The organism is Faecalibacterium sp. I4-1-79, assembly GCF_023347235.1.
Lineage (GTDB): Bacteria > Bacillota > Clostridia > Oscillospirales > Ruminococcaceae > Faecalibacterium > Faecalibacterium tardum.
This window is the reverse complement of the sequence record NZ_CP094467.1, coordinates 273147-296464: the sequence shown is the minus strand read 5'-3', so window position 1 is coordinate 296464 and position 23318 is coordinate 273147. Positions and strand designations below refer to the sequence as shown.

21 protein-coding genes and 1 tRNA gene are annotated in these 23318 nt (G+C 50.7%); 7 read left to right on the top strand and 15 right to left on the bottom strand.

Annotation, left to right across the window (positions count from 1 at the left end; translation table 11 throughout):
- Window positions 1–12: 12 nt before the first annotated feature.
- Genes MTP36_RS01430 through MTP36_RS01395 form a run of 8 tightly spaced genes read right to left on the bottom strand, consistent with a single transcriptional unit; the run spans window position 13 to window position 10810 of the window.
- Window positions 13–1167, bottom strand: coding sequence for a hypothetical protein (locus MTP36_RS01430; RefSeq protein ID WP_249252999.1), 1155 nt, complete (start codon window positions 1165–1167; stop codon window positions 13–15).
- Window positions 1168–1207: 40 nt separating this feature from the next.
- On the bottom strand, window positions 1208–1567 hold the full coding sequence (locus MTP36_RS01425) for a hypothetical protein (protein WP_249252997.1): 360 nt from the start codon (window positions 1565–1567) through the stop codon (window positions 1208–1210).
- Window positions 1568–1584: 17 nt separating this feature from the next.
- Window positions 1585–2028: a very short patch repair endonuclease gene (locus tag MTP36_RS01420; RefSeq protein ID WP_249252995.1), complete on the bottom strand. Its 444-nt coding sequence runs from the start codon at window positions 2026–2028 to the stop codon at window positions 1585–1587.
- Window positions 2012–3307, bottom strand: a complete 1296-nt coding sequence (gene dcm / locus MTP36_RS01415; protein ID WP_249252993.1) for a DNA (cytosine-5-)-methyltransferase — start codon at window positions 3305–3307, stop codon at window positions 2012–2014. The genes MTP36_RS01420 and dcm overlap by 17 nt, the downstream gene beginning before the upstream one ends.
- Window positions 3291–5567: an AIPR family protein gene (locus MTP36_RS01410; RefSeq protein ID WP_249252991.1), complete on the bottom strand. Its 2277-nt coding sequence runs from the start codon at window positions 5565–5567 to the stop codon at window positions 3291–3293. The genes dcm and MTP36_RS01410 overlap by 17 nt, the downstream gene beginning before the upstream one ends.
- The gene (locus MTP36_RS01405) at window positions 5567–6499 is read right to left on the bottom strand and encodes a PD-(D/E)XK motif protein (protein WP_249252989.1); all 933 of its coding nucleotides are present in this window, start codon (window positions 6497–6499) and stop codon (window positions 5567–5569) included. Before MTP36_RS01405 ends, MTP36_RS01410 begins: the two co-directional genes overlap by 1 nt.
- Window positions 6499–9327: a Z1 domain-containing protein gene (locus MTP36_RS01400; RefSeq protein WP_249252987.1), complete on the bottom strand. Its 2829-nt coding sequence runs from the start codon at window positions 9325–9327 to the stop codon at window positions 6499–6501. Before MTP36_RS01400 ends, MTP36_RS01405 begins: the two co-directional genes overlap by 1 nt.
- 1 nt (window position 9328) lies before the next feature.
- A complete protein-coding gene (locus MTP36_RS01395; RefSeq protein ID WP_249252985.1) occupies window positions 9329–10810 on the bottom strand; it encodes an ATP-binding protein in 1482 nt (493 codons plus the stop codon).
- Window positions 10811–11403: 593 nt separating this feature from the next.
- Here MTP36_RS01395 and MTP36_RS01390 point away from each other — a divergent pair.
- The 4 genes from MTP36_RS01390 to MTP36_RS01375 all read left to right on the top strand — a co-directional run bounded on the left by MTP36_RS01390 (window position 11404) and on the right by MTP36_RS01375 (window position 14927).
- A complete protein-coding gene (locus MTP36_RS01390) occupies window positions 11404–12072 on the top strand; it encodes an alpha/beta hydrolase-fold protein (protein ID WP_249254448.1) in 669 nt (222 codons plus the stop codon).
- On the top strand, window positions 12069–12506 hold the full coding sequence (locus MTP36_RS01385; RefSeq protein ID WP_249252983.1) for a YaiI/YqxD family protein: 438 nt from the start codon (window positions 12069–12071) through the stop codon (window positions 12504–12506). Before MTP36_RS01390 ends, MTP36_RS01385 begins: the two co-directional genes overlap by 4 nt.
- 880 nt (window positions 12507–13386) lie before the next feature.
- Window positions 13387–13662 (top strand): helix-turn-helix domain-containing protein, encoded by a 276-nt coding sequence (locus tag MTP36_RS01380; RefSeq protein WP_117530179.1) that lies wholly within the window; start codon window positions 13387–13389, stop codon window positions 13660–13662.
- A 65-nt stretch (window positions 13663–13727) separates the two neighbouring features.
- Window positions 13728–14927: a tyrosine-type recombinase/integrase gene (locus MTP36_RS01375; protein WP_249252981.1), complete on the top strand. Its 1200-nt coding sequence runs from the start codon at window positions 13728–13730 to the stop codon at window positions 14925–14927.
- A gap of 108 nt (window positions 14928–15035) precedes the next feature.
- Here MTP36_RS01375 and MTP36_RS01370 read toward each other — a convergent pair.
- From MTP36_RS01370 to MTP36_RS01350, 5 genes are all read right to left on the bottom strand, one after another.
- A tRNA-Ser gene (locus MTP36_RS01370) sits at window positions 15036–15126 on the bottom strand.
- Window positions 15127–15535: 409 nt separating this feature from the next.
- Window positions 15536–16075 (bottom strand): twin-arginine translocation signal domain-containing protein, encoded by a 540-nt coding sequence (locus tag MTP36_RS01365; RefSeq protein WP_249252979.1) that lies wholly within the window; start codon window positions 16073–16075, stop codon window positions 15536–15538.
- Window positions 16076–16119: 44 nt separating this feature from the next.
- On the bottom strand, window positions 16120–16632 hold the full coding sequence (locus MTP36_RS01360) for a twin-arginine translocation signal domain-containing protein (RefSeq protein WP_097779430.1): 513 nt from the start codon (window positions 16630–16632) through the stop codon (window positions 16120–16122).
- Window positions 16633–16802: 170 nt separating this feature from the next.
- On the bottom strand, window positions 16803–17420 hold the full coding sequence (locus MTP36_RS01355) for a twin-arginine translocation signal domain-containing protein (RefSeq protein ID WP_249252977.1): 618 nt from the start codon (window positions 17418–17420) through the stop codon (window positions 16803–16805).
- 117 nt (window positions 17421–17537) lie between these two features.
- Complete coding sequence (locus tag MTP36_RS01350; protein ID WP_005925474.1) at window positions 17538–18233, bottom strand: helix-turn-helix domain-containing protein; 696 nt, start codon at window positions 18231–18233, stop codon at window positions 17538–17540.
- A gap of 415 nt (window positions 18234–18648) precedes the next feature.
- Between MTP36_RS01350 and MTP36_RS01345 the strand changes: the two genes are divergently transcribed.
- The 3 genes from MTP36_RS01345 to MTP36_RS01335 all read left to right on the top strand — a co-directional run bounded on the left by MTP36_RS01345 (window position 18649) and on the right by MTP36_RS01335 (window position 20632).
- The gene (locus MTP36_RS01345; protein ID WP_097779428.1) at window positions 18649–19215 is read left to right on the top strand and encodes a leucine-rich repeat domain-containing protein; all 567 of its coding nucleotides are present in this window, start codon (window positions 18649–18651) and stop codon (window positions 19213–19215) included.
- Between the two features lie 38 nt (window positions 19216–19253).
- On the top strand, window positions 19254–19928 hold the full coding sequence (locus tag MTP36_RS01340; RefSeq protein WP_249252975.1) for a histidine phosphatase family protein: 675 nt from the start codon (window positions 19254–19256) through the stop codon (window positions 19926–19928).
- 98 nt (window positions 19929–20026) lie between these two features.
- Window positions 20027–20632 carry a hypothetical protein gene (locus tag MTP36_RS01335; RefSeq protein ID WP_055186475.1) on the top strand — a complete coding sequence of 202 codons (606 nt, stop codon included), beginning with the start codon at window positions 20027–20029 and terminating at the stop codon, window positions 20630–20632.
- Between the two features lie 207 nt (window positions 20633–20839).
- Here MTP36_RS01335 and MTP36_RS01330 read toward each other — a convergent pair whose 3' ends face one another.
- Window positions 20840–21919, bottom strand: coding sequence for a DUF3048 domain-containing protein (locus tag MTP36_RS01330; protein ID WP_249252973.1), 1080 nt, complete (start codon window positions 21917–21919; stop codon window positions 20840–20842).
- A gap of 12 nt (window positions 21920–21931) precedes the next feature.
- Window positions 21932–23155, bottom strand: a complete 1224-nt coding sequence (locus MTP36_RS01325; protein WP_249252971.1) for a DUF3048 domain-containing protein — start codon at window positions 23153–23155, stop codon at window positions 21932–21934.
- Window positions 23156–23318 lie beyond the last annotated feature (163 nt).

The window sequence follows — 23318 nt, the reverse complement described above, 5'->3', positions numbered from 1 at the left end:
CATTTTTCACCCTCAGTATGCATTCCAACATACTTCAAAAGAGGTCAAATCTTCCCCCTCATCATACAATGTCGAAAATGCCGTCCTAAAGAATTCTCTTTCAAAATCACCTACTTTTCCGGATTTTCGACCTGCCAGTTTTTCTGACAAGGTTTGAAGGGCAAGAAATTCAGTCAATTCCTCTTTGTTCATTTTTTGAGCTTTTTCAACAATGCTATTAAATCCAGCTTTTTTCTCGCTCCATCTTTTTTCGAGGCTTTCCTTGGACTGGGAACTTCCTGGACGTCCCAACATTAAGATTGATGTTGCTACAATAAAACCCACACATGCTGGCTGGCTTCCAAAGACATCTGTTCCTGATTTGAATCTTTCACTTTCTACTGCATCAACTCTCTCAAAAATTCGATCTAATTGCGTCATCAATCGAAGTGCTTCTTCAAATTCCAATGTTGAATCTGTATCCGAGGTTAATTCCAAAAAATCAAGTCTAACAAATTCGTCAGATAAACGCTCTTTAATGTCGATTTTTTCTTTTCTTGAACCAAATGCCAAATACAATTCAAGAATGCGATTGGCTTGATATTGACCAGCTTTTGCACGTCTCCTAGACTCTTCTTCCGTAAAAATAGAGAGTTCCGGCAAATCCATTTGTAGCTGAGATACAATTGATCCGAAAACGGTTTCCAGTTGTCTTCTCACATCCCACGGAACTTGCCCCGAGTTCAAAACAAGCATCCGATAAATCAAATTATTTACAGTGTGTGCAAGCCATAACTCTATACGAATTTTATACTCGCTTAAATCAATGCTTTTCTCCGCTTCGAACATTGCAGTCGTTCTTTGCATTCCATCAATCAGTGAGAGGCTTGATGCATTTTCTTTTAGCCATATCAGCAATGCTTCTTCGTTCTTCTTTTCAAACTCATTATAATCAGCTTCTTTAACAGCCGCACCTATTACCAATGGTGGCAAAATTGTTCCTTTTGTAATATCCTCTACCATTCGTTTGCGAATTCTAATCGCCGTACTCGTTTTTAATGTACCACGTTGTCCATCGATTCCACCACGATTCTTATATGCATGATCAATAAGTTCCTTATATTCAGAATATGAAATTGTAAATGCGATTGACATACAGTCACCACGTTTATCAAACAAACAATCCATTTCAAATTCCTTCTTTCATTCTCTGCAATTTTCCATGTATTTATTTTTGATTGCTAATGTTCCCACATGACAATTTTTCCAAAATTTGTTCCATACTCATCCCATCGTCCAAAAGTTGCTGAATCGCCTTGTCGATTTCTTCTTTCTGGGCTTTCCTCAACGTTTCAGCATCCTGACGGGACTTTTTCCGTTCCAATGCTGCAATCTCCTTGTCAAGTGCTTTCAGTGCAGTCTTCTTCTCTTTGAGCTGCACCTTCAGCCCATCAACGTCAGCCTCCAATGCTGTAATATCTGCTTCCAAGGTGTTCTTCTCTGAGATTTTTTTCTCCAGTTCAGCTACATAATCAATGATGACCACCGGAGTTTTCGCTTTATTCTTGCTTCCTTTGGGTCTTGGCATAATGACTGTCCTCCTTATCAGCTGTCTTTTCTGTGACGCATTTCCAATCTTGTTTTGAGCATACTTTCCAATTCTTCCAATGTTTTATCACGTTTTTCCGGACGCAATTGGCATTCCCAGACAACTATCACATTCCAGCCTGCATCTTCAAGCTGCTTTTTCTTCCGGGCATCCCGTTCAATATTGGTTTTTATCTTATTATGCCAGAATTCCGCATTGTTTTTGGGCCAGACAAAATATCTGCACCCATCATGCCCATGCCAGAAACATCCATTCACGAATATAACGGTTCTGTACTTCGGTAACACAACATCCGGGCTTCCCGGAAGTTTTTTGTCATTCTTCCGGTAACGGAATCCCTTTGAAAATAAATATTTCCTTACAATCTCTTCCGGCTTCGTGTCCTTGCCATGTATGCAGGACATATTATAGCTACGGACGGCTTTACTGTGAACATCCATCGTCTTTATCCATCAGCTTATCAATCTGGAGAATCTGCCAGAAAACGCCTTCCAGCAATTTCACAGGAATGCTGTTTCCTGCCATCCGGATTATCTTATCTCTTGAAAATAATTGGTCACCTTTATGGAATGCGACATTATTGTTTTTCAATTTCCAATAATCCGTATCCTTGAATCCCATAAACAGCATACATTCACGGGGAGTCAGGTATCTGAACTTTCCTTTTCCTTCAATTCCGCTGTCAAAATACAGATTACCGGAGTTCGGGTTCCGGTCCTGTTTGGTAGTGATCGTTCGGATTGTATCAATTTCCGGATTGATAATATTTCCCTCCAGAACAATCTGCGGATTATCTTCCCAGATTTTTCTTCTGGATACAGTATCGTTGGGAGTACACTCCACTGCCTCCTCAAACCAGATCGGGTTCCGATAGTCATTCCGGAGCAGATCACGGATTTTTATTGCTTTATAGTGCCCGGATGTATGGAAATCGTTCACGACATCCTCCGGACTGCTTTTTCTTGCAAAATAATCTTCCGTCAGCGATTTTTTGTTTTCATCGTCTCCGACATATACACTGATCATCAAAAGGCGGGGGCGGTTCTGGGGGAGGCCAAAAGACGAAGCATTCAGCTGGTAGTATTTGCTGACGTACCCCAACTTGCTCAGCTCGCCGATCCATGTTTCAAAATTTTTCTTGTGGCGCTGGGAGAGAAGTGTCGGGACATTTTCCATCAGCAAAAACCGGGGCAGCGTTTTTCCTGTATCCTTCATCTCTGTAAGTACTCTTCCTACCTGCCACAGCAAGCTGGATCGGCTGCCCGAATCCTTGTCTATTCCTTTGTTGTAGCCGTGGAATGCACCGACGTTGGAAAGATCCTGACAGGGAAAAGAATAGGTGAGAATATCTATTCCGTCCGGCATTTCCTTTCCTTCCAGAGCACTTATATCGACAAAGTTATGATTTCGCTTGATGCTGGTATAGATGTATCGCAGGGATTCCACTGAATATGTACGCAGAGCTTCATATTCCAGTGGTGCCTTTCCTGAATTGCTGAATGTATAGTGGCTCATTTTTTCAAGGAGTTCATCCTTGGACATCCGCGCAATATCCGCCGGAATATCTGTTCCTCCATGAATCATATCATAGGCTACGATTGCATGGACATCCCACTCGCTTGTTCCGACTGTATTTATCTTTACACCAAGATTTTTCAGTGCAGCTGCTTGACTTCCGATGCCGCTGAACAATTCAACAATATTATACGTTTTCTCCATTTGTGACTGATATTCCTTCCGACTCCAGTTTTTCCTTGATAGAAAGCACCGACCTGATCATGTTCATTGTCTTGTACGGCACCTTCCCTGAAGCGGAGACAGGAATATTTCCCGTCGATGAAAGCTGCACGACTTGCTTTAACAACGTCTGTTCCTGATAAGACAGCATTGAACGCCTGATACCAGCATTCATCAATTTGCTCCAATATCCAGGACCCAACGCAACCACACCCATCACAACCTTGAGGTCATTGGATTCCTTGGCTTCTTTTTTCGCAGAAGTTTCTTCCTCCTTGATAAGCGATACAGGAACCAGCTCATCCATAAAGGCTACTGAAGGGGTATATGTTTTATCGGCCTTATAATCTTCCCATGTAGATTCTTTTTTACAGTATTCCGTGACAATCATACCATGGCTGTCGCAAATGAAGTCATTGGTCTGCTTGGTCACAATTTCAATTTCATGCATGAATGCAGGCGACAATGCCTGTTTCTGCCAGATTGCACTCCAGTTCAGCGAATATCCATCCGGAATCTTGCTGAGGATTTTTGCAATCGTATAGGGTACAATATTGAGCTTATAGCCGCCCACTTTGTACCAAAAGCCCGTCGGACGTTTTTCGCTGTCCTTATGACTTTCAAGGTAGTTATCAACAGCCCGGAAAATAATCGCTGCGCAGATTCCTTTTTTGAAGTAGAATTCATTGAAGGAATCATTGTTCCCACGGTATTCCTTGCTGATGTCATTTCCGAATTCCTTCATGACCCAGTTCTTGCCTTTGGAAACGATGTGTGGCTTGCAGGCAACCGTTGTCAGGTACATACCCAGCTGCTCTTTTGTGATGACCTGATCCTTCGGGAATTTTTTCTGGAAACGCCTCAGTTCATCGCCGCGAAGTTTCACCTGTTCCTGCTGGTATTTCTTACGGGATCGCTCATAATACCAGCCTGTCGGGATCGTATATCTCGCCGGAGGTGCAAGGCACTTCTTCGACATCTTTTCCATCCAGATATGGAACGGGTCATTGGAGAACAGATCCGCTGCCGTGACCTTATTCTGGCTATTGGCATAGCGGGCAATTGCCTGCACCATCTCGTCATAGAAGCGGACACCGTCCTCGTTTTCCGTTTCCCGGTCCTCGATCACAGTCAGCTTCATCGGGACATAAATGCCTTCCAGCTCAACGTTGGTCTTTTTCAGAACAGCATCCGCCAGCGTTGCGGTCGTCTGTCCGCCGTTGATGATCTGGAAATCCACTATCTTTGTAATCAGATTCTGTCCATTGATATTCTCAACTTCCACGCCCTTTGCGGTTGTTGCTATTCCATTATTATAGGTAAAGAACTTTGTTGCATCGTTGTTTATTGTTCTTTTTATACCATTGTTGACACTCTTGCTTCCACTGGTTCCCAGAAAGGCACGGACATTGCCTTCCAGTACCTTACTTCCGTAGGCAATGTATATCTCGGCCAGAAGTTTTCCCGGAATGATTGCAATATAGGCTTCATACCCAAGGTTCTCACCAATGTCGCCCTTTATGCACGGAATACCATGAACTCCGACTTCAGAAAAATCCTTCGGGATATCAATGACAACCGGCTCATTGCTGTTTGTCATTTCCATTTCATAGAAACGTTCCGGATACCACAGGTTGATTTCCAGCGGTTTACCGTTAAAGTCTGCTTTCTTGATCTTTTTGGTTGTGCGGGTTTTCTTTGCGGCTCCCTTTTTCTTCCGGATCGTTGTTTCCAGAAGATTGGCATCCAGCAAAGCTGTGTCCAGTTCCTTATTAGTAAGAACATAGAACTTGATTTTCAGAATCAGCTGCGGGTCGTCGATATTGCAGGTCATCCGCTTGCGGAACATCCTTGCAACCCGGAGGATGTCATCCGAATCATCGAAGTAGTCCTCCATCCGGCCATTGCAGACCTCATCCAGAAAATAATACAATCTCCAATACAATTCGTCAACCCTGCTTCTGGTGAGGTTGGCGGCATTTTCTGAATCCTGAAAGTCACTGATGAACAGGATCAGACTGTGATCCGTTTCATCAAAACAGTAACCATCTGCACGCATCAGGCGATTTCCGTGCCCTCTCTTGTCGCCCATACCAAAGCGGACAGGATCATTAACTTCATCATAGTCAACCAGAAGGCTCAATGTCCTGTTCAGGAATTCATCCTCCGTATCCGTCCCGTTGATGGCCGAATCGTTGCGCAGAGATTCCAGAAATTCCTTTTTATACGCCTGATAGTCCATTATACGGCCTCTTGATCTTTCAGTTTGTACTGCTCAATTTTCTGAAGCAGAATTTCATACGATGCCTTGCAGATTGCCTCTGGCAGCAACTCATGCGTCAATCTCGGAAAACCGTTTGTCACACGATACCGGTTGCAGCTTCTTATCTCATAGATAAAGTCATCATAGTAGTCATTGTACACATATCCCTGAAGGGCAACCTTTGCCATAAAATCATTCCGGTCTTCATCCGATGCAAAAAGGCTTCTTGTCTCCAGAATCAGCTTGTTGAGATTCACACCATTGTAAGCGGCACTCATCTTTTCCAGAAAGAAAACCACAAGTTCTCCGTCCGTGCTGCTTTCAAGCTGCTCGATGGAGGATATCTTCACTGCCGGTATCCCACGGTGAATGGTTTTTACCTCATACCACGAATCTCCATAGGAAAAGTCCTTATGTGTGAGTTCCTGCCCACTCCAGCTCTTCAGCGCATTCTCCAGCCCGATCTGTTCTGCCAGTTTCCCACGCAGGAACAGGATTTCTCCGATCAGCCCCATGATTTCGGGTTCTGTAAGGAATACATGTTTGGAACCCACAAACAGTTTCTTCCACTGGAAAAAACGGTTGACAATGGTCTGATATCCTTGCCCCTTGTCGCTGATGCCACGCGATTGCTCTATCAGGTCATCGCAAAATTTGAAGAACAATCCTTTTATCTCTTCATCGCACAAGGAAAAACGGATTGTATTGTATTTTTCATTCTTGTACTGATTCACATCAATAGCCGATGTGCCCGTCACTTTTCGGGCTGTGAACCTTGCCCGGAGTTCGATGGCTTTTCGCCCTTTTTCGTCCAGACCAATGTACAATTCCAACGGATGCTGATTGTCCACTCTCGAAAAATATCCGGGTCTCAGAAAAGCCGCAAAACGTTCCTCCATGACGCCTGTCATTATTCTTCCCTTCCTTCTGCAAGGATATCTTCCATTTCCTCCCGATCAAACCAGTTATAGACACGGTTGACCTTATAACGGGTGGATGTAAGCCCTGCTTCCTCATCATTGCGTGGCAGACCCAATGCCAGACCTACTGCCGGCGTATTTCCCATTGCAGCTTTGAATTCTGCTTCTTGTTTTTTCTGATTTTCCTCCGCTACACCAACATCAATCAAATAAATCAGCAGAAGTGGTTTTCTGTCCACAACAAAGCGGAACCATGTCTCCGATGGATATACCCTTGTCTTATCAAATGGTACTCCTTTTTCTTTTTCATAGAATTTACGGAAAGATGCCTTGGCATTTTCAATGATTTCTTCTGCAGTTTTCCCATTGAAATCAACAATTCCCACCAAACCATCTCCAGGGCCTCCCAATTTACCTTTTCTGCCGATACTCAGTCTGTCAAGTTCACTGTCGATAATACAGGTTTTTCGTTCGACACAGGTAATTTTCTGACCGCAGACATCTGCCACCTTATCCGGACTTTCTCCGTCCATAAAAGCAACATCAAAGACATCTATGGATGCGTCTGTGCATCCACTCAGGAATTCCGAGATCTGCTTTGTGTTGAAATACGAGCTGTACTTCGATATGGAGAGCCTATCAATGAGTTCTACTATCAATTCCTTCGGAACATCCGACAACACATACCGGCCTTTTCTTCCGGAACCTGTTGCCCTGCGCTCAAACCTATATCCTCTGGAGAGACACTCGCTTACAAGATCTGTCACCGCCCGGAAGTTATTTTTCTGGGCTTCCACATCAAACCGGAGATATGGTGTTTCAACAATACTTCCAAAGTAGCTGCTCACATCAAACTCATCCGTGGCATTGCGCATTTTGTTATAGGCCGTATTATTGAGGTCTGTCGAGTTGTTCCGTACACGGATACCAAAATCACGCGGTTTTTGCCCCAGATCCCGCATCAACACCATATCTTCCTTTAGTTTTTCAGTCGCATCCGCGATTTCCGCATACCACTCCGCAGATGCCTTATGCGTCCAGATACGGAAAAGATCTTCATATCCGCGCCGGTATCCGAACCAGCGTCCCATCTGCATCAGAACATCATAGGTACAAGTATTCCGGTAAAAATAGCTGATGATGAGTCCTTCCAACGTCAGACCACGGGACAGTGCCAGACCACCGATTGCAATCACACGCAAAGATTCATTTTTCGGATATTCAAGCTTTTCAGAAGATCTGGAGCTGTTCACAACCTTGATCTGGATTTTCTCCATTGCATCGAAAAGCGCTGCTGCAACTTCATCCCATGTAAATCCGCATTTTTCATACTGACTCTGCCAGACCTTGTAAATCCGGTTCAGCACCGGGTCTTTCATGGACAGTTCAAAGTCACTGGAAAGATTATACTTCAGCGACCGGTATGCTTCCGCATGAATCTTCTCGACAATTTCCTTGATATACTTCTGGACCTTGACAAACCGGGAAATGTTGATCAGCATAGACCGATGCTCTCTTTGATCACCCCGCAGATCACGGATTGCATTCGCCAGATAAAAGGCATAGATGGCATCTGTCATGCTTTCCGGGAGTTTGCCTTTCCAGTCCTTTTTGTGCTTGAAATAGAAAGAATAGCCGTCTTCTTCTTCCCGGCCTGCATCCGTTATATAAACCAATTGCGAATGGAATTCTGCGTCCTTCGGAAAAATTCTTGTTGGTCCGATGTAGTTGCTGGGTGTCGGAAGCGCCACAATGAAATCTTCCGGGAAAAGGTCATGCGTTTCCATTTTCTCCGTTGTTTCCGGATCGATGAAAACGTTGGCAAACGGTGTTGCTGTAAATCCGACATAATTGGACTTTGTGAACACATCAGCCAGTTTCCGGATCAGCTTGTTGATTTTGGTCGGATCTTCTTTATCGGAACTTGTATTGATGGAAGCATTGTCCGCCTCATCATCAATCATCAGCATCGGCATATCAATCTTATGTGTCCGCGGATCAGCATTCAGGTCAATCAGCCATTTCGTCAGCTTGGTGAGCGTTGTGGTATTCTTCTTGATGACAAAGACAACAGCATCCTTATCCTTGCCAAGCGACATTGCTATTTTATTGGAGTTCCCACGGAAATCACTTGCGCGGGAGGTCAATGCCATTGCATGTATCGGCTTGTTGTCGAGACCCACGCCAACGCGTTTTCCTCCGGTAGTATTGGCCGACATATCAATACCAATAAATCCTTCTTCCACTCGCTCCTGTGTCTGTTTCCTCAAGGATTCGATCGTGCCGGTCAGCAAAATGAACACTTTGTAGCCTGCATCTGCCGCTTTGCAGATAAAGCCGATATAGGTCGAAGTCTTTCCAGACTGTACGTCGCCGATAATCAGGCCGCGTTTCAGTACAGGTTTTCCGTAGTCCGCCTTCGGATCCAGAATATAATTCATCAGCTTCTGATCCAACGTGTCATTACCCAGCGTACTGACCACGTTCGGGCTGAAATGCTTTTCGTCAATCAGATAATTCTTGTATCGTGTCCAGAAATTCTGCTGAATTTCAGCTTTTCTGTCGTCATACCAGTTGGCTTGCTCATAATCTGCCAAAATGCTCTGGCCAGGACGTGCTTGAATCTGATATTTATAGGCAATATCCCGTTTGACGGCTGCAATTTCATCATCACTGTAAGGCACATCGCTGATGAATAATGCTTTTTGGATAAGCTCCTCAACAACACTTTCATCCAGAGCATTATCCACATGTTTCATCTGTACCAGCTTATCGACCATACCTGTCAGCATGGCGACCTTCTCAATATCGAGTCCCATTTTATGCCTCCCTGAGTTTTTCCGCCAACTCCGGATATTTGCAGAACGGTTCAGACTGGAACAGGCGTCCGATCACAGCATTGCGATCAGTTGCGCCTATATCCATGGACATCTTTATCAGAATTCTGGCCTTGCTCTCAATTTCAGCAACCCGTTCATCATCCACAGTATCATCAACGCGGTTCTGCGACTTGTCAATATAAATCTGCTGATAGGGAACCGAATTCTCGATTTCGTCCAGCACCATATCCAGTCGGTTCCATGTTTCATCATCCACTTTTTCTTTCAGAAGGTCAAAAATCCGGGAATTCCGGTTGATCCTGTATACGAACTGGTTATCCCGTTCTTTTATGCGGTCCCAGATGTAGTCAACCTTTTCATCCACTTTTTCAACCCGTCCGCGATAGGTCTGTGCCTTCGCTGCAAGATCCATTGCTTCGTCAACAGCTTTCGTCAGGCGGTTGCGGATAATCGCCGGAATTGTGGCATGCTGCTTCTTGATATCAATTCCCCAGATGTCATCCAGTGAATTCGGAATATCAACCTTGATCCGGGCATACTTTGTCAGTTCATCCCGATGTCTGCCAAACCATGTTCCCCAGATTATCAACCGTTTGTTCCGATAAATATAAAATCCCTGCTTTGCCCGATAATTTTCAATCCCACCAGACAATCTCTTATCTTCTGCACTCAGGTCTTTCTGGAAGGGCAGAACAAATGGCTGAACGCTTACAATCTGTTCCTTTCCTTCAGAATCCTTGATTGGAATTTCAATTTTTCTGCGGACATTCGTTTTTCTGTGATTTTCAAGGAAAGGGTCCAATCCTGTCAGTTTATAATTGTTTACCATGATCGTCAGTGGATTCCGGCCCTCACCATTCAGATACCGGTGGAAAATCAAGGACAAATACTCTGCTGTTGCGTTCTGGTGTTTTCCGAGTTCTGCGTAAACATTTCCACTCGACTTCTCAATAAGATCAAAATTCTCCCAAAGAACAATCGTTCCGCTTTCTTTGTCGCTCAGGAAGTCAACATATCGGATTTCCGCAATCTGCTCCTTTGAGCAGTCAACCATATACCAATCTTTCTTTTCCTCAATGATGTCCAGATCCCATATATAGGCCGAAAGTTTACCGTCCTTTTTGCTCGCAACAGTCAACCGGCGGCACTGAGACAGAGAAGCTGCTTTCATTCCGAGCCCGAATCTTCCAAGATCATCCTCAGAACGATTGGCGGATTTCAGCTGGCTGCCATATTTCATAGCATCCAGCAGTTCTTTCTTATTCATTCCGATACCATCATCGCAGACAGCAACGCAGCAGTCGGATGGGTCTATCGGAAATCGCAGCACAATGTTCCGGGCCTGTGCACTGACACTGTTGTCCACAATATCCGCAATCGCTGCCTCAAAGGAATATCCCATCGCACGCATGGAATTCATCAGGACATCCGCAGTCGGTTTGTTCGCTTTCAGTTTTGCCATGATTCCTCATCTTCTTTCTGCTAAGGACAAGTAGTGCTTCGACAACTTATGATTTATTATATCAAAGTATACTCTCTGCCGCGTTCGCAGGCAATGCGTTTTGACTCAAAACACCAATCTCATTGTCTTTCCTGTATCTTTTCACAAAAAATCCAGTTTGCATTTGTTGATTGCTCTAGCATCTGCAAGCAGTGCCTCTGTATATACAAAGGCTCAAACACGCATGGCATTGCAAATTTGCCGTGCGTATTCTGCTTGTTGGGATGCAATCCCAATCCCTGTGAACATCACGTCCCGTGATAGCCGCGCACTCCTGCGGAGTGCTGAAAGAGCGTTTTGCAGAAACGCGAAGCCTGCATCGGCACGATGCAGAACAACAGGTTTGGGCTGTGCCCAACAAGCTCTTACAAGGCAAGGGGCTTTGTATATACAAAGACATTGCTTGCAAGAGAGCTTCAGCGTACCAGAATGGTACCACGAAGCACTGCTTGCAGAAGCTATTGCATCCATCTGAATTGTCAATTCCGCTCGCAGCTGTTATACTGGACTCATCAAAAATTTTTCAGGAGGACGTCGCAGTGACCGCACAGACAATGCTAATCGGGAACAGACCTTGCCTCATTTACGGCGAAGCCCATGCAGAATACCTACTGCTCCAAATGACAGGCGAACATGAGCTGCAAAGCATGGAAAGTGAGGTTACCGCTATTGCACAGAGTGCGCACCACTTTCTGTTTGCGGCCATCCCGGTGGAAAGCTGGAACGATGCACTTTCTCCGTGGGAAGCCCCTGCTGTGTGGGGAAAACAAGGCTTCGGCGGCAATGCTACGGACACCCTGCGCTTTCTGACGGAACAGGTCGTTCCCACGCTGAAGCAGCAGTTTCGTCTCCCGGAAAACGTCAAAATCATTCTAGGCGGCTACTCGCTGGCGGGATTGTTTGCGTTGTGGGCATCCACCCAGACAAATCTGTTCTATGGTATCGCTGCCGCATCCCCCTCTGTGTGGTTTCCGGGCTGGATGGAGTTTGAACAGCAGCACCCGATACAGGCACAGCACATTTATCTGAGCCTTGGCGACAAGGAAGAGCACACGAAAAACGCCGTCATGGCTGCGGTAGGAGATAGCATCTGCACCCTGCACAGCCGACTTGCAGAGCGTGGCACAGACTGCACCCTTGAATGGAACAGCGGCGGGCACTTTAAGGACGCTGATTTGCGTACCGCGAAAGCCTTTCGGTGGACGATGGAGGACCACACATGACCATTTTGATCGATGCAGACGGCTGCCCGGTCGTCGCTCTGACGTTGCAGATTGCAAAGCAGTTCGGCGTTCCGGTCATCATCCTGTGCGACACCGCTCACCAAATCGAGCGGGAAGGTGCGCAGACGCTGGTGTTCGACAAAGGAGCGGACAGCGTAGACTTTGCTCTCGTCAACCGGGTAAAACCGGGTGATATTGTCGTAACACAGGACTACGGGCTGGCGAGTATGTGCCTTGCCAAGCGCGTCCGAGTGCTGAACCAGAATGGTCTGGAATACACCGCCGACAACATAGACGCTCTCATGCTTCGGCGTTATGAAAACAAAAAGCTCCTTCTTGCCGGAAAGCACCCCAAGGGGAGCCCAAAGCGGACGAAGGAGCAGGATGTCAGGTTTGCGGACACGCTTGAGAAGACTCTGAGCAAAAATTATTGATACATTCTTTTGGAAGGCTGGAGAAATCCAGCCTTCTTTTTTGGCGAATATCGATTTGAATGATTACATCTTGGTTACAGATTGTAAGTTGTGGGTGCAGAATAGCCCTTTTCGTGGGCTCGTATATAGAGGGGTATTTCTTCGGAGTATCTTCTTTCACGAAGGTTTGCTTGTACTCGTATGATTATTATGACAATTCCGTTTAATAGCAGACGCACGATTTGCAAATGCAAATTGTGACTTTTTTGTTAATTTTCAAAAGCATTGCTACGTTTTGGCCTTTTTCGTCGGCTACCTATTGAGGGCATCTTTTTTCAAGACCACTTTCAACTTCAGGCACCGCCATTGTTGCAAAGTTTCGCCCTCCATCGGTCACCCCATGGACCGACGTTATTTTAACCAAGAAGCTACTTCGGCTATATTTTCCAAGAACTTTTTAACAAATTTCTTTTTCGGGTTACTTTTTGGCCTTTCTCGATGCCTACCAATTAGAGGGACAATTTTTCGGAAGCCTTAAATTCCGAAGATTTTCTATAAAACTCTGTTCTTTGAAAACAGAATAGTTCAATCGTCCGGTACTTCACAAAAGGTACTTCTGTAACTCGCAGCCCGGTCATAACGAAGACGGGGTGGCTGAAATGCCAATGGTGCGGTGTGAATCCGTTGCTGGACGATTCCCCACTCCTAGGGTGCCGAGGGCGAATATGGGAGACCTATATCATATTGACGCAGATGGGCTGCAAGTCTATCTGCGATGCGAGAGTTGAAACTACTGTCAGCTCTCTTTACATTGCCGCCTGACCGCAGCCTTGCTGCAAAGGATATAACCGCAGGTGGCACACACTTTTGATCTTAAACTACTTATGCAGAAGGAGTGCCCATGAAGTTTAACGATGCCTATTCCCAGATGTTTCCCGGTTACCCCGATGCCGTCAGCCTTCAGCAGGCTGCGGAGATGCTTGGTCTGAACCGCCACACGGTCGGGGAACTGATCCGTTCCCGCCGCCTGTTTGCGCTTAAAATCGGCCGCACCTACCGTATCCCGAAGCTGAGCGTGATCGAGTTCCTGCTCACCGGACAGAGCACCTTCCCGGCTGGAAATCCGCCGCTGGATGTGGTATGCTGTGGGTGCAGCAACGGACAGCACGCCTGTTGACCCAAAGGAGGTTTATGATGAAAACTACAGGGTCTGTCCAAGAGAAAAATGGACGTTTCTATTTCGTGATCAATCTTTATGATGCCAACGGCAAGCGGAAGATCAAGTGGATCTCCACAGGTCTGACCGTCCGGGGCAACAAGCGCAAGGCGGAATCCATGCTCCGGGAAGTGCTGCTCCACTATGATGAGACCGGGGAGCTGCCCACGGGGCGGGGAGGCACCTACGAAAAAGTAGACGCTAAAACCGCCAAGCCCTTGCCGCTGCCCCTCCAGCCCGTCAACAAGTCGGAGATGTTGTTTCTGGACTATCTCAACGAGTGGGTGCAAATCCATAAAGCATCCATCCAGCCTGCAACCTTTATCAGCTACAATCGGATGATCACCGGGCGCATTACGCAGTATTTTGAGCCGCTGGGCTTGAAGCTGTGCGAGGTCACGCCGCAGGTGCTGGATGAGTTTCAGGAGAAGATCTTGCTGGAGGGCTACACCACTAACACGGTCATTCACTACCACGCCATCTTCGGTAAAGCGTTCAAGGATGCCGTCCGCAAGGATTATCTGGAAACCAACCCGATGCTGAAAGTTGACCGCCCGAAGAAGAACAGCTTCCGGCCCAACTTCTACTCCAAGGATGAAGTCCAGCAGCTGCTGGAAGTATCACAGGATGACCCCCTGCACCTGTGCATCCTCATTACGGCCTACTATGGCCTGCGCCGCAGCGAGGTACTGGGGTTGAAGTGGTCGTCTATCGACTTTGAGCGCAAGTCCATCACCATCAATCACAAGGTAACGGAACAGTTGGTGAACGGCAAGTACGTTCCTGTGGTCAGCGATGTGATGAAGAACAAGACCAGCTGCCGCACCCTGCCGCTGATCCCGGCTGTGGAAGAAGAACTTCTGAAGCAGAAGGAAAAACAGCAGCTTTACCGCAAGCTGTTCAAGAAGAGCTACAGCACTGAGTATCTGGATTTCGTCTGCACCGATCAGGAAGGCAAGCTGATCCGCCCGAACTTCGTGACGGAGCACTTCGACTGGTTTCTGACCAAGTACGGGCTGAAGCGCATCCGCTTCCACGATCTGCGCCACAGCTGTGCCAGCCTGATGGTGATGAACGGCGTATCCATGAAGCAGGTTCAGGAGTGGCTGGGGCACAGTACCTTTTCTACCACCGCTGACATCTACGCACATCTCGATTACAAGAGCAAGGAAGGGTCGGCTGGGGTCATTGCGAACCTTTTGGGAGAATCCAAGCTCCCCAAATAATTATGGATTTATCGTTCATGTATAAAGCATACTGTGATGAGGCAAAAGCGGTCTTTCTCTGCTTGATGCAAAAGAAAAAGTCGCAGATTCGTTTGAATCTGCGACTTCTGGCGGAGATGGTGGGATTCGAACCCACGTGCCCGATTAAGGACAAAACGATTTCGAGTCGTTCTCGTTACGACCGCTTCGATACATCTCCAAGTATATTTTCATGGCAAATTTACGATTTGTATATCGCAAATCGGCCTTGAAACTTGGAACAGTTGCTGTTAGAATATTGTTAGAAAACGCATCGTTCAGACAGGCTTTGAAGCCCGTCAGGACATCAAAATTGACGTTCTCCCGTGTGATATGGAGGCATTCAGCGAAGCATCCACTTGGATTTCGAGTCGTTCTCGTTACGACCGCTTCGATACATCTCCATAATAAACCTTATACAGTATAACAAAAAAGCCTGCTGCCGTCAACACTTTTCTCCAAGTGCCTCGCAAAGCGCGGTGCTGCGCCTGAATCATCCGCACACAGTACAAAACAGCCTGCACACAAAAACAGACCGCTGCACAAAGCTTTGTGCAGCGGTCTGCGGTCATAGTTCAGCTATGATACGCTCAGTTCTTGCTGGTGCTCTGATTTGCGATGAACTCGTCGTACACTTCCTTGGTGATCTCCCAAGTCATGGAAAACTCGGAGTTCTCGCGGATGGGAATGTACTGGAACAGTACAGTGTCGTCATCCTTCAACTCGGGGAAGTGGTCGGCGGCCAAATGGATGGTGACAGGTTTCTTCTGCTGGATCAGGCTGTTCTCGGCGTCCAGAATGCGCACGCCGCCGTTGTTTCCGCTGAAATAGACCGGCTTGTCCTCGGCATCCTTCACGGCAACAGAGAAGCGGTAGGGGTCCAGCGGGATGGGGTTTGCACGGGCAGACTCAATGTCCACCTCCAGAGTGCAAGTGCCTTTCTCGATCTTCATGCTTTTCAGGCCGGCAATGACCTGCAGATCGCTTTTGATCGCGCCGGGCAGCGTTTTGCAGACCGGGTTTTGGGGATCCTGATATTCACAGCCGCCCAGCAGACTGGCACCGGCCACAGCCACTGCGGTGGCTGCCGAATACTTCAGGAATGCGCGGCGGGAAAATGTATAAGACATGGCTTGTTCCTCCGTTTTTTACCTATATGTTCTTCCACCTGGGATCAGTTCGTGGAGGTGCCGGGAAGCTCCGGTTCCAGAACATCTGCGGCCAGCTCCCAGTTGGCGCTGAACTCGCTGTACTGCAGGTCAGGGTAGTAGGTAAGGGTCACAGGGCCGTCTGTCAGCGCGTTCAGGTCCTTTGCTTTCACATAATAGGTGAAGGTTTCGCCCTGCTTGACCTGATGGCTCAGAGAATCCGGGTAGATCACCTGCAGCTTGTCGTTCTGATAGGCAAGGTAGCCCTCTGCCTTTACGGCAAAGTTTGCCTTAGTGACCTCCAGCGCGTTTTTACGGCCGTTGGTCACCACCAGCCGGAACAAGGTGGTGTTGGTCTCTTCATCGTATTCCACCCAGTCCAGCGTGGAGACGACCTTCAGCACCGTGTTGCTGGTGCCGGGAGCGTGCTGCACCGGGGCATACCCGGAGCAGCCGGTCAGCAGGCTGCTGCCCGCCACAGCCACAGCGGTGAGGGCGGTATATTTCAGGAAAGAGCGGCGGGAAAATTCCCCAGTCATATTCGTTCCTCCTTTGGGACACATCAATACAGATTCTGCCATAGGGCACTACCTATACAATAGGCGAAACGGAGAAAAATGTCAATGATTTTCCGCAAAACAAATGTGAATATTTTGTGGTAGCATCGTGCATTTTAGACGAAGTTTAAGTGTTTTTTCTGGTAATTCTGTCAGCTGCGGATCACGTCGGAAGCGTTCATGACAAAAGTCAGGCTCTTGCCCTCCAGGAAGGTGGGCACATAGGTGACCTTCAGCTGTTTCCAGTCCTTAGGCACCATGAGCATCAGCACAATGTAGGCGCTGCCCTGCGGGGGCAGGCTCTCCACATCGGAAAAGCTCTGGGAATTGGCGTTGTACAGCGAGATATTGGCGCAGCAGGCTGCAGGCTGACCATCGCAGACAGCGGTAAAATCCGGGGTAGCAGCAGCCATAGCCTGAAAGTTTGCGTCCACGTTCTCCAGCGGGGGCACAGGGTAAGCCTCGTTGATGGCGTCAATGCCCTGTGCGCCGATGGCGTAGCTCTCGGTCTTGCTGCGGTTGACGGCGGTCACCCGCACGCCCAGATACTCGTAGCCTGCCGGCTGCACGGGGTCCTGCGTCAGGTGGAACACGCTGGTCAGCTGCACGCCCAGACCGTTCCAGTTGCGGACGGTATCGCCCACCTTGACCTCTACCACGGTATCGCTGCCGTTAGACTTGCAGCCACCCAGCAGGCTGGCTGCGCCCAGTGCAGCCGCAGATGCACCGGTGCACTTGAGAAAGCTGCGGCGGGAAATGACAGTAGACATAACGTTATATCCTCCTTGAAGGGTGATTTTCTTTTTCTTTCTTATTTGGTTATACCGTTTCCCGGACGCAGATGCAAGAGCCCGGGGCGATTCTTTACAACAATTTCACAAGCGGGGTCACTCCTGCGGCGAAAGCCCCTTGACATGGGTCTCGCTGGTCTTGACCAGATTTAACAGACTGGGCGTGTACAGCGGAAATTCCCGCGTCAGGCTCTCGGTGGTCATGGCAAGGCAGGCGGGGTCCTTGACGCCCTCGCCGCCGTTCACATCCTGCCCGTCCAGCAACGCCTCCACGTTGGCTTCGGCCATCCGCATCACCGCATCGGAATAGCCGTGCCAGCGGTGGGGCTCAATGCTGAACATGCTGGAGGCGTTGTGCGGCTCCGCAGAGTAGAGCATCCGGAACATCTTGGCCACCGCCATCATCAGGTAGGCGCTCACCTCGGTGGTCAACGCCTTGCTGTGGCACTGGCCGATCTTGGCGTAGAGCACGTTCAGGCTGTTGGAGATGAGTTTTTTGTTCATGGTGGGCAGCACGCTGCCGTGGTAGACGTTGTCTTTCATCTTTTCGGGGTTGGGCAGATCCTCGGCAGAAAGCATCATGCCGTTGCGCTCGGCGCTGCGCCCCAGCAGATAGTCGCAGGAAACATTATAATAATCTGCCACCCGCACCACAAAGTCCAAGCCGCACTCGCGGATGCCTTTTTCGTAGTGGGACAGCAGCGCCTGAGAGACCCCCAGATCCTCTGCCGCCTGCTTTTGGGTGATGCCGCGCTCCTTGCGCAGCAGCTTGATGATGCGATTGAACTCCATGGTGTGCTCTCCTCAATATCTGCAGGATCTATTTTTTGGTAACATCCTTGTTTTTGGTTTACAACAGGTTGATTATACACATTGGAAAACGACTTGTAAAGCAAGAAAAATGCCGATATTTTTCGTCTTTTTTCGTCATTATTGTCAAAACTCTTGCCCGCCCCCCACATCTATGCTAAACTATGGGTATTAACACATAGATTTTGTGTTTTCGCTGTGGAAGAAAACCGACAGCCGCGGTGAAAGTCCGTCTTTTCTGAAACAAAAATTTTTCAAATAGGTGGTTCCATCTTTCTGCAGTTTGTGCTATAATCTCTTTTTGGCGACTGTTCTTGACCGGCGCACAAATCCGCAAAGGACAAGCCAGACGCTATAAAAGGTAATATACCAAGAATAAGAAAGAGGAAACTTCATCATGAAACTCGAGCGCAAAGTCCGTCTGTGCAGCGCTGCCGCTGCCGTCCTGATCGCCGCCATCGCCCTGACCGGCTGCGGCGGTTCCAAGTCCACTGCTTCTTCCGCAGCCGCTTCTTCTGTGGCTGCTTCCACCGCCGCTGCCACCAACAACAGCTGCGGCGAGGGCGTGACCTGGGCACTGGCTGACGGCACCCTGACCATCAGCGGCACCGGCCGTATGACCAACTTCACCAAGGACGCTCCGGCTCCTTGGGCTGATCAGGCCGACCAGATCACCACCGTTGAGGTGGAGGGCACCGTTACCAGCGTGGGCGCTACCGCCTTCAAGGACTGCACTGCCCTGACCACCGTGAACATCGCCGACGGTGTAGAGTACATCGAGGCCGGCGCTTTCAACGGCTGCACCGCCCTGACCGAGGTCAACATCCCCCTGAGCGTGGGCTACATCAAGACCGGCGCATTCAAGGGCTGCACCGCCCTGACCAGCGTGACCATCCGCGACAACTGCCGTCTGGACATGAACGTGTTCCCCGATACCGTGGAGGTCAACTACGCCGAGGGCTAATCCCCATCCGTAATTTTAAACCAAAAGAGGTGTGATCCATGAAAACCTTCAAGCTTCATCTCATCCGCCACGGCATAACCGCGGGCAACCTGCAAGGCCTGTACATCGGCAGCGGCACCGACCTGCCCCTGTGCGACGAGGGACGCGCCCAGCTGGCTGACCTGAAGGAGCGGTTCGCCTACCCACAGGTGGACACCGTGTTTTCCTCCCCGCTGCTGCGTGCGGTGGAAACCGCCAACATCCTGTTCCCCGGGGCTGCCCACCAGTTTACGGTGCACGACCTACGGGAGGCCGGTTTTGGCAAGTTTGAGGGCAAACCGGTAAAGGAGCTCGTGCACGACGAGGACTTTAAAAAATGGATCACCCCGGGCTCCGGCTATCTGCCGGAGGGCGCAGAGCCCACCGAGCAGTTCCACGCCCGCTGCGCCGACAGCCTGCTGAAGCTGTTTGAGTACATGATCCGTATGGACGTTACCGAGGCCGCCTGCGTGACCCACGGCGGCGTGATCATGAGCATGCTCAGCCAGCGCGCCGTGCCTACCCGCCGCCCCGAGCAGTGGATGGCAGACCCGGGCTGCGGCTACACCGTGCAGACCGATGTGCAGCTGTGGATGCGGGACAAGCTGGTGGAGGCTATCGACATCGTACCCTTCGGCTACGCCGACACCCTGCAGGGGCAGGCCGAAGCCGAGGAAAACGAGGCCTACGAATAAGAAAGGGTTACAGTTTCCCGCTGCCCCTTGACAGAACGCGCAGAATCCTTTATTGTTAAAGGGTAGTGTATTGTATCGTATACAGGAGGAACGCTGTCATGTCCCAATCCATCTCCCGCCGGTCATTCCTGAAATGTGCCGGTTCCGGTGCGGTCAGCCTTGCGGCTGCGCTGCTTACCGGGGTCTGTGCTGCGGCGCAGCAGCCGTGTCTTGCGGGCGAGCCTGCCCTGCTGGACGGCAAAGCTGCCGTAGAGCTGCTGGGCTATGCCCCGGCACCGGAGCTGGGCGGCGTGCTGGTGTACCTCTCGGTGGAAAACCTTTCGGCAGCCAGCCTGCCGGTGGATACCAGCTATCTGCAAAGCCGTGGTCTGCGCACCCGGGAGCAGCTGTACAGCATGGGCACCGGCGTGACCGCTGCCTGCAACGGTCAGAGCGTGCCCTGCGGCAGCTTTGCCGCCCCGCTGTACAGTGAGAATGCAGCGGATGCCTCGGTGTTCACCCTGAACCTTGCCGCCGGACGCGGTGCGCTGCTGCACTGCTTCTGCGCCGTGCCGGAGGACTGGCAGACCCTTGCGCTGACTTGGCACCCGGATTTTGCTGCCGGGCGCAGCGCCATCTTTACGGTGCGCCGCGATGCCGACGAAGCCGCTCTGGGCCCCGTGCCCACCACCCCCGCCGAGGTCGGCAGCGTGGTGGACCTGTAACAGCATACCAAAAGAGCCATTGCACAAATTGCGTGCAATGGCTCTTTTTTTGCAGCAAATGCCGTTTACCGCTATGCCTCCTCCCGTGAAAAAGCGGCTCAGAAACGTCCGCAGACGTTTCTGAGCCGCAAATTATAATAATAAATTTTCCGCTGAATATGCGCAAAGCAACGCGGAGCGCATTCAAAATCGTCCCGTTGCCGGAGATCAACCGGCGCCCACCAGCGCCTCCCCGGTGCTGTTTTGCACCAGCAGTTCCTGCCCGGTAAGGCTGGAGAGCAGGGCAATGTAACTGCGCCCTGCCGGGAGCTCCAGCGGCTTGCCGTTGGAATCGTAGAGGGCAAGGGTACTCTCTACGCCCTGCGTCCATGTGACCTGCCACAGGTGTCCGCCGTTCAGCCAGACGCCGCCGCCCATGGAAAGGTCGTAGTCCAGCGTGTGGCCGTCGTCCCGCAGGGAAGAGCCGCTGTACAGGATGAGCAGGTTGTCAAAGGCTGCCTGTGTGCCGGTGTTGGCGTCCAGCTGGGGGGTGCCGTCAGCGTGTTGCATCCCGTAGGCGGCAAGGGCGTCATCATAGACAAAGCCGGTGGCACCGCCAGATTGGAAATTTACGGTCACCTTTACCGCATCTGCAGCGGTTGCGTCCGGCAGATGGCCGGTGTCCCGCTGGGGCAGCAGGGCAGGCAGCACGCCCGCCGTTTCGCTCTCGCTGCCGGAGGCGGTGTTCTGGTTCACGGCAGTGGAGATGCTCAGGCTGTCCAGCACCGAGGCGACCGCCTTGCCGCTGGTGCGCCACAAAGGCGTACTGTTCCAGCCATAACCGGTGCTGACAAAGGCATTGCGCCCCACCTCCTGCGCGTCCACCGCGCGGAGGTTATAGTATTCCAGATACCGCTTGGCATACGCACTGCTGCCGCACTGGATGGGCAGCACCTGCTGCCCGCTGAGCAGCCGCCAGTATAAGTCCTGCCCGCGCGTCACCGGCCCTACGATGGGCATGGCCTCAAGGGCGGGGTATACCAGACACAGCTCGGTGGAGCTGCCGCTCTCGGTCAGGGCTTCCAGCACCACCGAGGCGCTGCCGATGCCCCACTGGGTAGTGCTGCCGGTGGTGTTCTCAATGACCACCGCCGCCGCCCGCTGTTCCGGGTACAGCAGCTGCTGTCCGGTAAGCGGGTCTGCCGGGGCGGTGCTTTCTGCGGGCGCAGCGGCGGTGCTCCCGCAGCTGCCCAGCAGCACCGCGCACAGCACGGCTGCACCAAGGCGCAGGCTCCATTTGCGTTTCATGGGCTTCTCCCCTTACTGATAGTTGAAGTTTTGCCACTCGTCATCGTCCACGATGGCCAGATAGGTCTTGCCGCGGTTGAAGCACAGCTCGCTGCCGTCGGCGGCATAGACCTTGAGCGGGTGTTCCGGGGAAGCTTTCTGCCATGTACCCCGCTGCACTGCGCCCCGGGTGAAGAAATAGGCTTCACCGCCGGACACATAGTCCACCTGCTGCACGCCGCCGGAGTTGCCGGGGTAGTCCGCGATGCCCGCAAAACAGACCAGCAGATTGGTAAAGCCAAGCTGCTTGCCGGTCAGCTCGTCCACGGTGTTCTCAAAAGCACCGGCGGCGCGGCTGTACATGGACATTTTATAAAGGTGATCCCAGCGGTTGTAGCTGAAGGTGGTCTTGTAGCTGTCCGAGTGCACGATGTTGATGGTCTTGGCGGCGGCAGCGCCGGACATCTTATTCTCTGCGCCGGTGCGGTAGTCCGCAAAGCGGAAGAAGGTGCTCTCATAAGGGTATTGCAGCCCGATCCCCGCGTTGGCAGCGGCCTGCCGGATCTCGGCACCGGAGGTGAACTCGGTGTGCTCGTAGGCCACATTGCGGCCGCGGCTGTCGCGGTGCGCCACATGGGGATGGGTGGGGGTGTTGAAGTAACTCTTGCCGCCGATGTTCAGGCCGGAGTAGTTGTACACATTGATAAACTTGGTGCAGGGGGCACTTTCGCCATCGTGATAGTACAGCGCCTGCCACGGCATGAGCAGCTGCAAAAATTGGTCGCGGCCGGAGCGCAGCGGGCCTACTTCCGGGATGGCATTGGCGTCATAGTACACCGCGCAGAAGCGGGAGATGCCGCCCTCCACCTTGCTCTCGATGAGCAGGTCGGCAGAGCCAAGGCCGCGCTGCGGGCGGGCGTTCTGTCGCTGGGTGTTGCTGATGTTGTTCACCATCACACCCACCATGCGGCCATTGCTGCGGCGGGGCTCACCGGTAAGGGGATCGGCGTTGTAGGCGGGCAGGCTGCTGTCGGCGCTTTCTGCCGGGGCTTCGGACGCGGCTCCGGCGTCCGGGGCAGCGGCTTCGGTGCTTTCAGAAGAGGCGGCGCTGCCGCTCTTCCCTAAGGTCTGCTGCAGCCAGTCGGAAAAACCGTTGCCCACACAGGCGCTGCCGGTGGGTGCGCAGCCGGACAGAGCCAGCGAGGCGGCTGCCAGCCCCGAGGCACGAAGAATGGTACGGCGTGTGATCTTTTTCATGCAAAAAACCTCCTGACAAGAGTGTTCTGCGCAGCCCCGGCGCTGTCGGAACGGTTGCGCACGGTGGATGAAAACGAACGGCCTTTCGGCATTGCTTTGATTGTAATTGTAACGGTTCTTGCGGCGTTTGTAAAGTGAAAATTAGCGCCCGCGCGGGAAAGGA

What these genes read in the sequence shown, in the direction of transcription:
- MTP36_RS01430 (WP_249252999.1), bottom strand. Translation starts at nt 1,167, where the DNA reads ATGGATTGTTTGTTTGATAAACGTGGTGACTGTATGTCAATCGCATTT.
- MTP36_RS01425 (WP_249252997.1), bottom strand. Translation starts at nt 1,567, where the DNA reads ATGCCAAGACCCAAAGGAAGCAAGAATAAAGCGAAAACTCCGGTGGTC.
- MTP36_RS01420 (WP_249252995.1), bottom strand. Translation starts at nt 2,028, where the DNA reads ATGGATGTTCACAGTAAAGCCGTCCGTAGCTATAATATGTCCTGCATA.
- dcm (WP_249252993.1), bottom strand. Translation starts at nt 3,307, where the DNA reads ATGGAGAAAACGTATAATATTGTTGAATTGTTCAGCGGCATCGGAAGT.
- MTP36_RS01410 (WP_249252991.1), bottom strand. Translation starts at nt 5,567, where the DNA reads ATGGACTATCAGGCGTATAAAAAGGAATTTCTGGAATCTCTGCGCAAC.
- MTP36_RS01405 (WP_249252989.1), bottom strand. Translation starts at nt 6,499, where the DNA reads ATGACAGGCGTCATGGAGGAACGTTTTGCGGCTTTTCTGAGACCCGGA.
- MTP36_RS01400 (WP_249252987.1), bottom strand. Translation starts at nt 9,327, where the DNA reads ATGGGACTCGATATTGAGAAGGTCGCCATGCTGACAGGTATGGTCGAT.
- MTP36_RS01395 (WP_249252985.1), bottom strand. Translation starts at nt 10,810, where the DNA reads ATGGCAAAACTGAAAGCGAACAAACCGACTGCGGATGTCCTGATGAAT.
- MTP36_RS01390 (WP_249254448.1), top strand. Translation starts at nt 11,404, where the DNA reads ATGCTAATCGGGAACAGACCTTGCCTCATTTACGGCGAAGCCCATGCA.
- MTP36_RS01385 (WP_249252983.1), top strand. Translation starts at nt 12,069, where the DNA reads ATGACCATTTTGATCGATGCAGACGGCTGCCCGGTCGTCGCTCTGACG.
- MTP36_RS01380 (WP_117530179.1), top strand. Translation starts at nt 13,387, where the DNA reads ATGAAGTTTAACGATGCCTATTCCCAGATGTTTCCCGGTTACCCCGAT.
- MTP36_RS01365 (WP_249252979.1), bottom strand. Translation starts at nt 16,075, where the DNA reads ATGTCTTATACATTTTCCCGCCGCGCATTCCTGAAGTATTCGGCAGCC.
- MTP36_RS01360 (WP_097779430.1), bottom strand. Translation starts at nt 16,632, where the DNA reads ATGACTGGGGAATTTTCCCGCCGCTCTTTCCTGAAATATACCGCCCTC.
- MTP36_RS01355 (WP_249252977.1), bottom strand. Translation starts at nt 17,420, where the DNA reads ATGTCTACTGTCATTTCCCGCCGCAGCTTTCTCAAGTGCACCGGTGCA.
- MTP36_RS01350 (WP_005925474.1), bottom strand. Translation starts at nt 18,233, where the DNA reads ATGGAGTTCAATCGCATCATCAAGCTGCTGCGCAAGGAGCGCGGCATC.
- MTP36_RS01345 (WP_097779428.1), top strand. Translation starts at nt 18,649, where the DNA reads ATGAAACTCGAGCGCAAAGTCCGTCTGTGCAGCGCTGCCGCTGCCGTC.
- MTP36_RS01340 (WP_249252975.1), top strand. Translation starts at nt 19,254, where the DNA reads ATGAAAACCTTCAAGCTTCATCTCATCCGCCACGGCATAACCGCGGGC.
- MTP36_RS01335 (WP_055186475.1), top strand. Translation starts at nt 20,027, where the DNA reads ATGTCCCAATCCATCTCCCGCCGGTCATTCCTGAAATGTGCCGGTTCC.
- MTP36_RS01330 (WP_249252973.1), bottom strand. Translation starts at nt 21,919, where the DNA reads ATGAAACGCAAATGGAGCCTGCGCCTTGGTGCAGCCGTGCTGTGCGCG.
- MTP36_RS01325 (WP_249252971.1), bottom strand. Translation starts at nt 23,155, where the DNA reads ATGAAAAAGATCACACGCCGTACCATTCTTCGTGCCTCGGGGCTGGCA.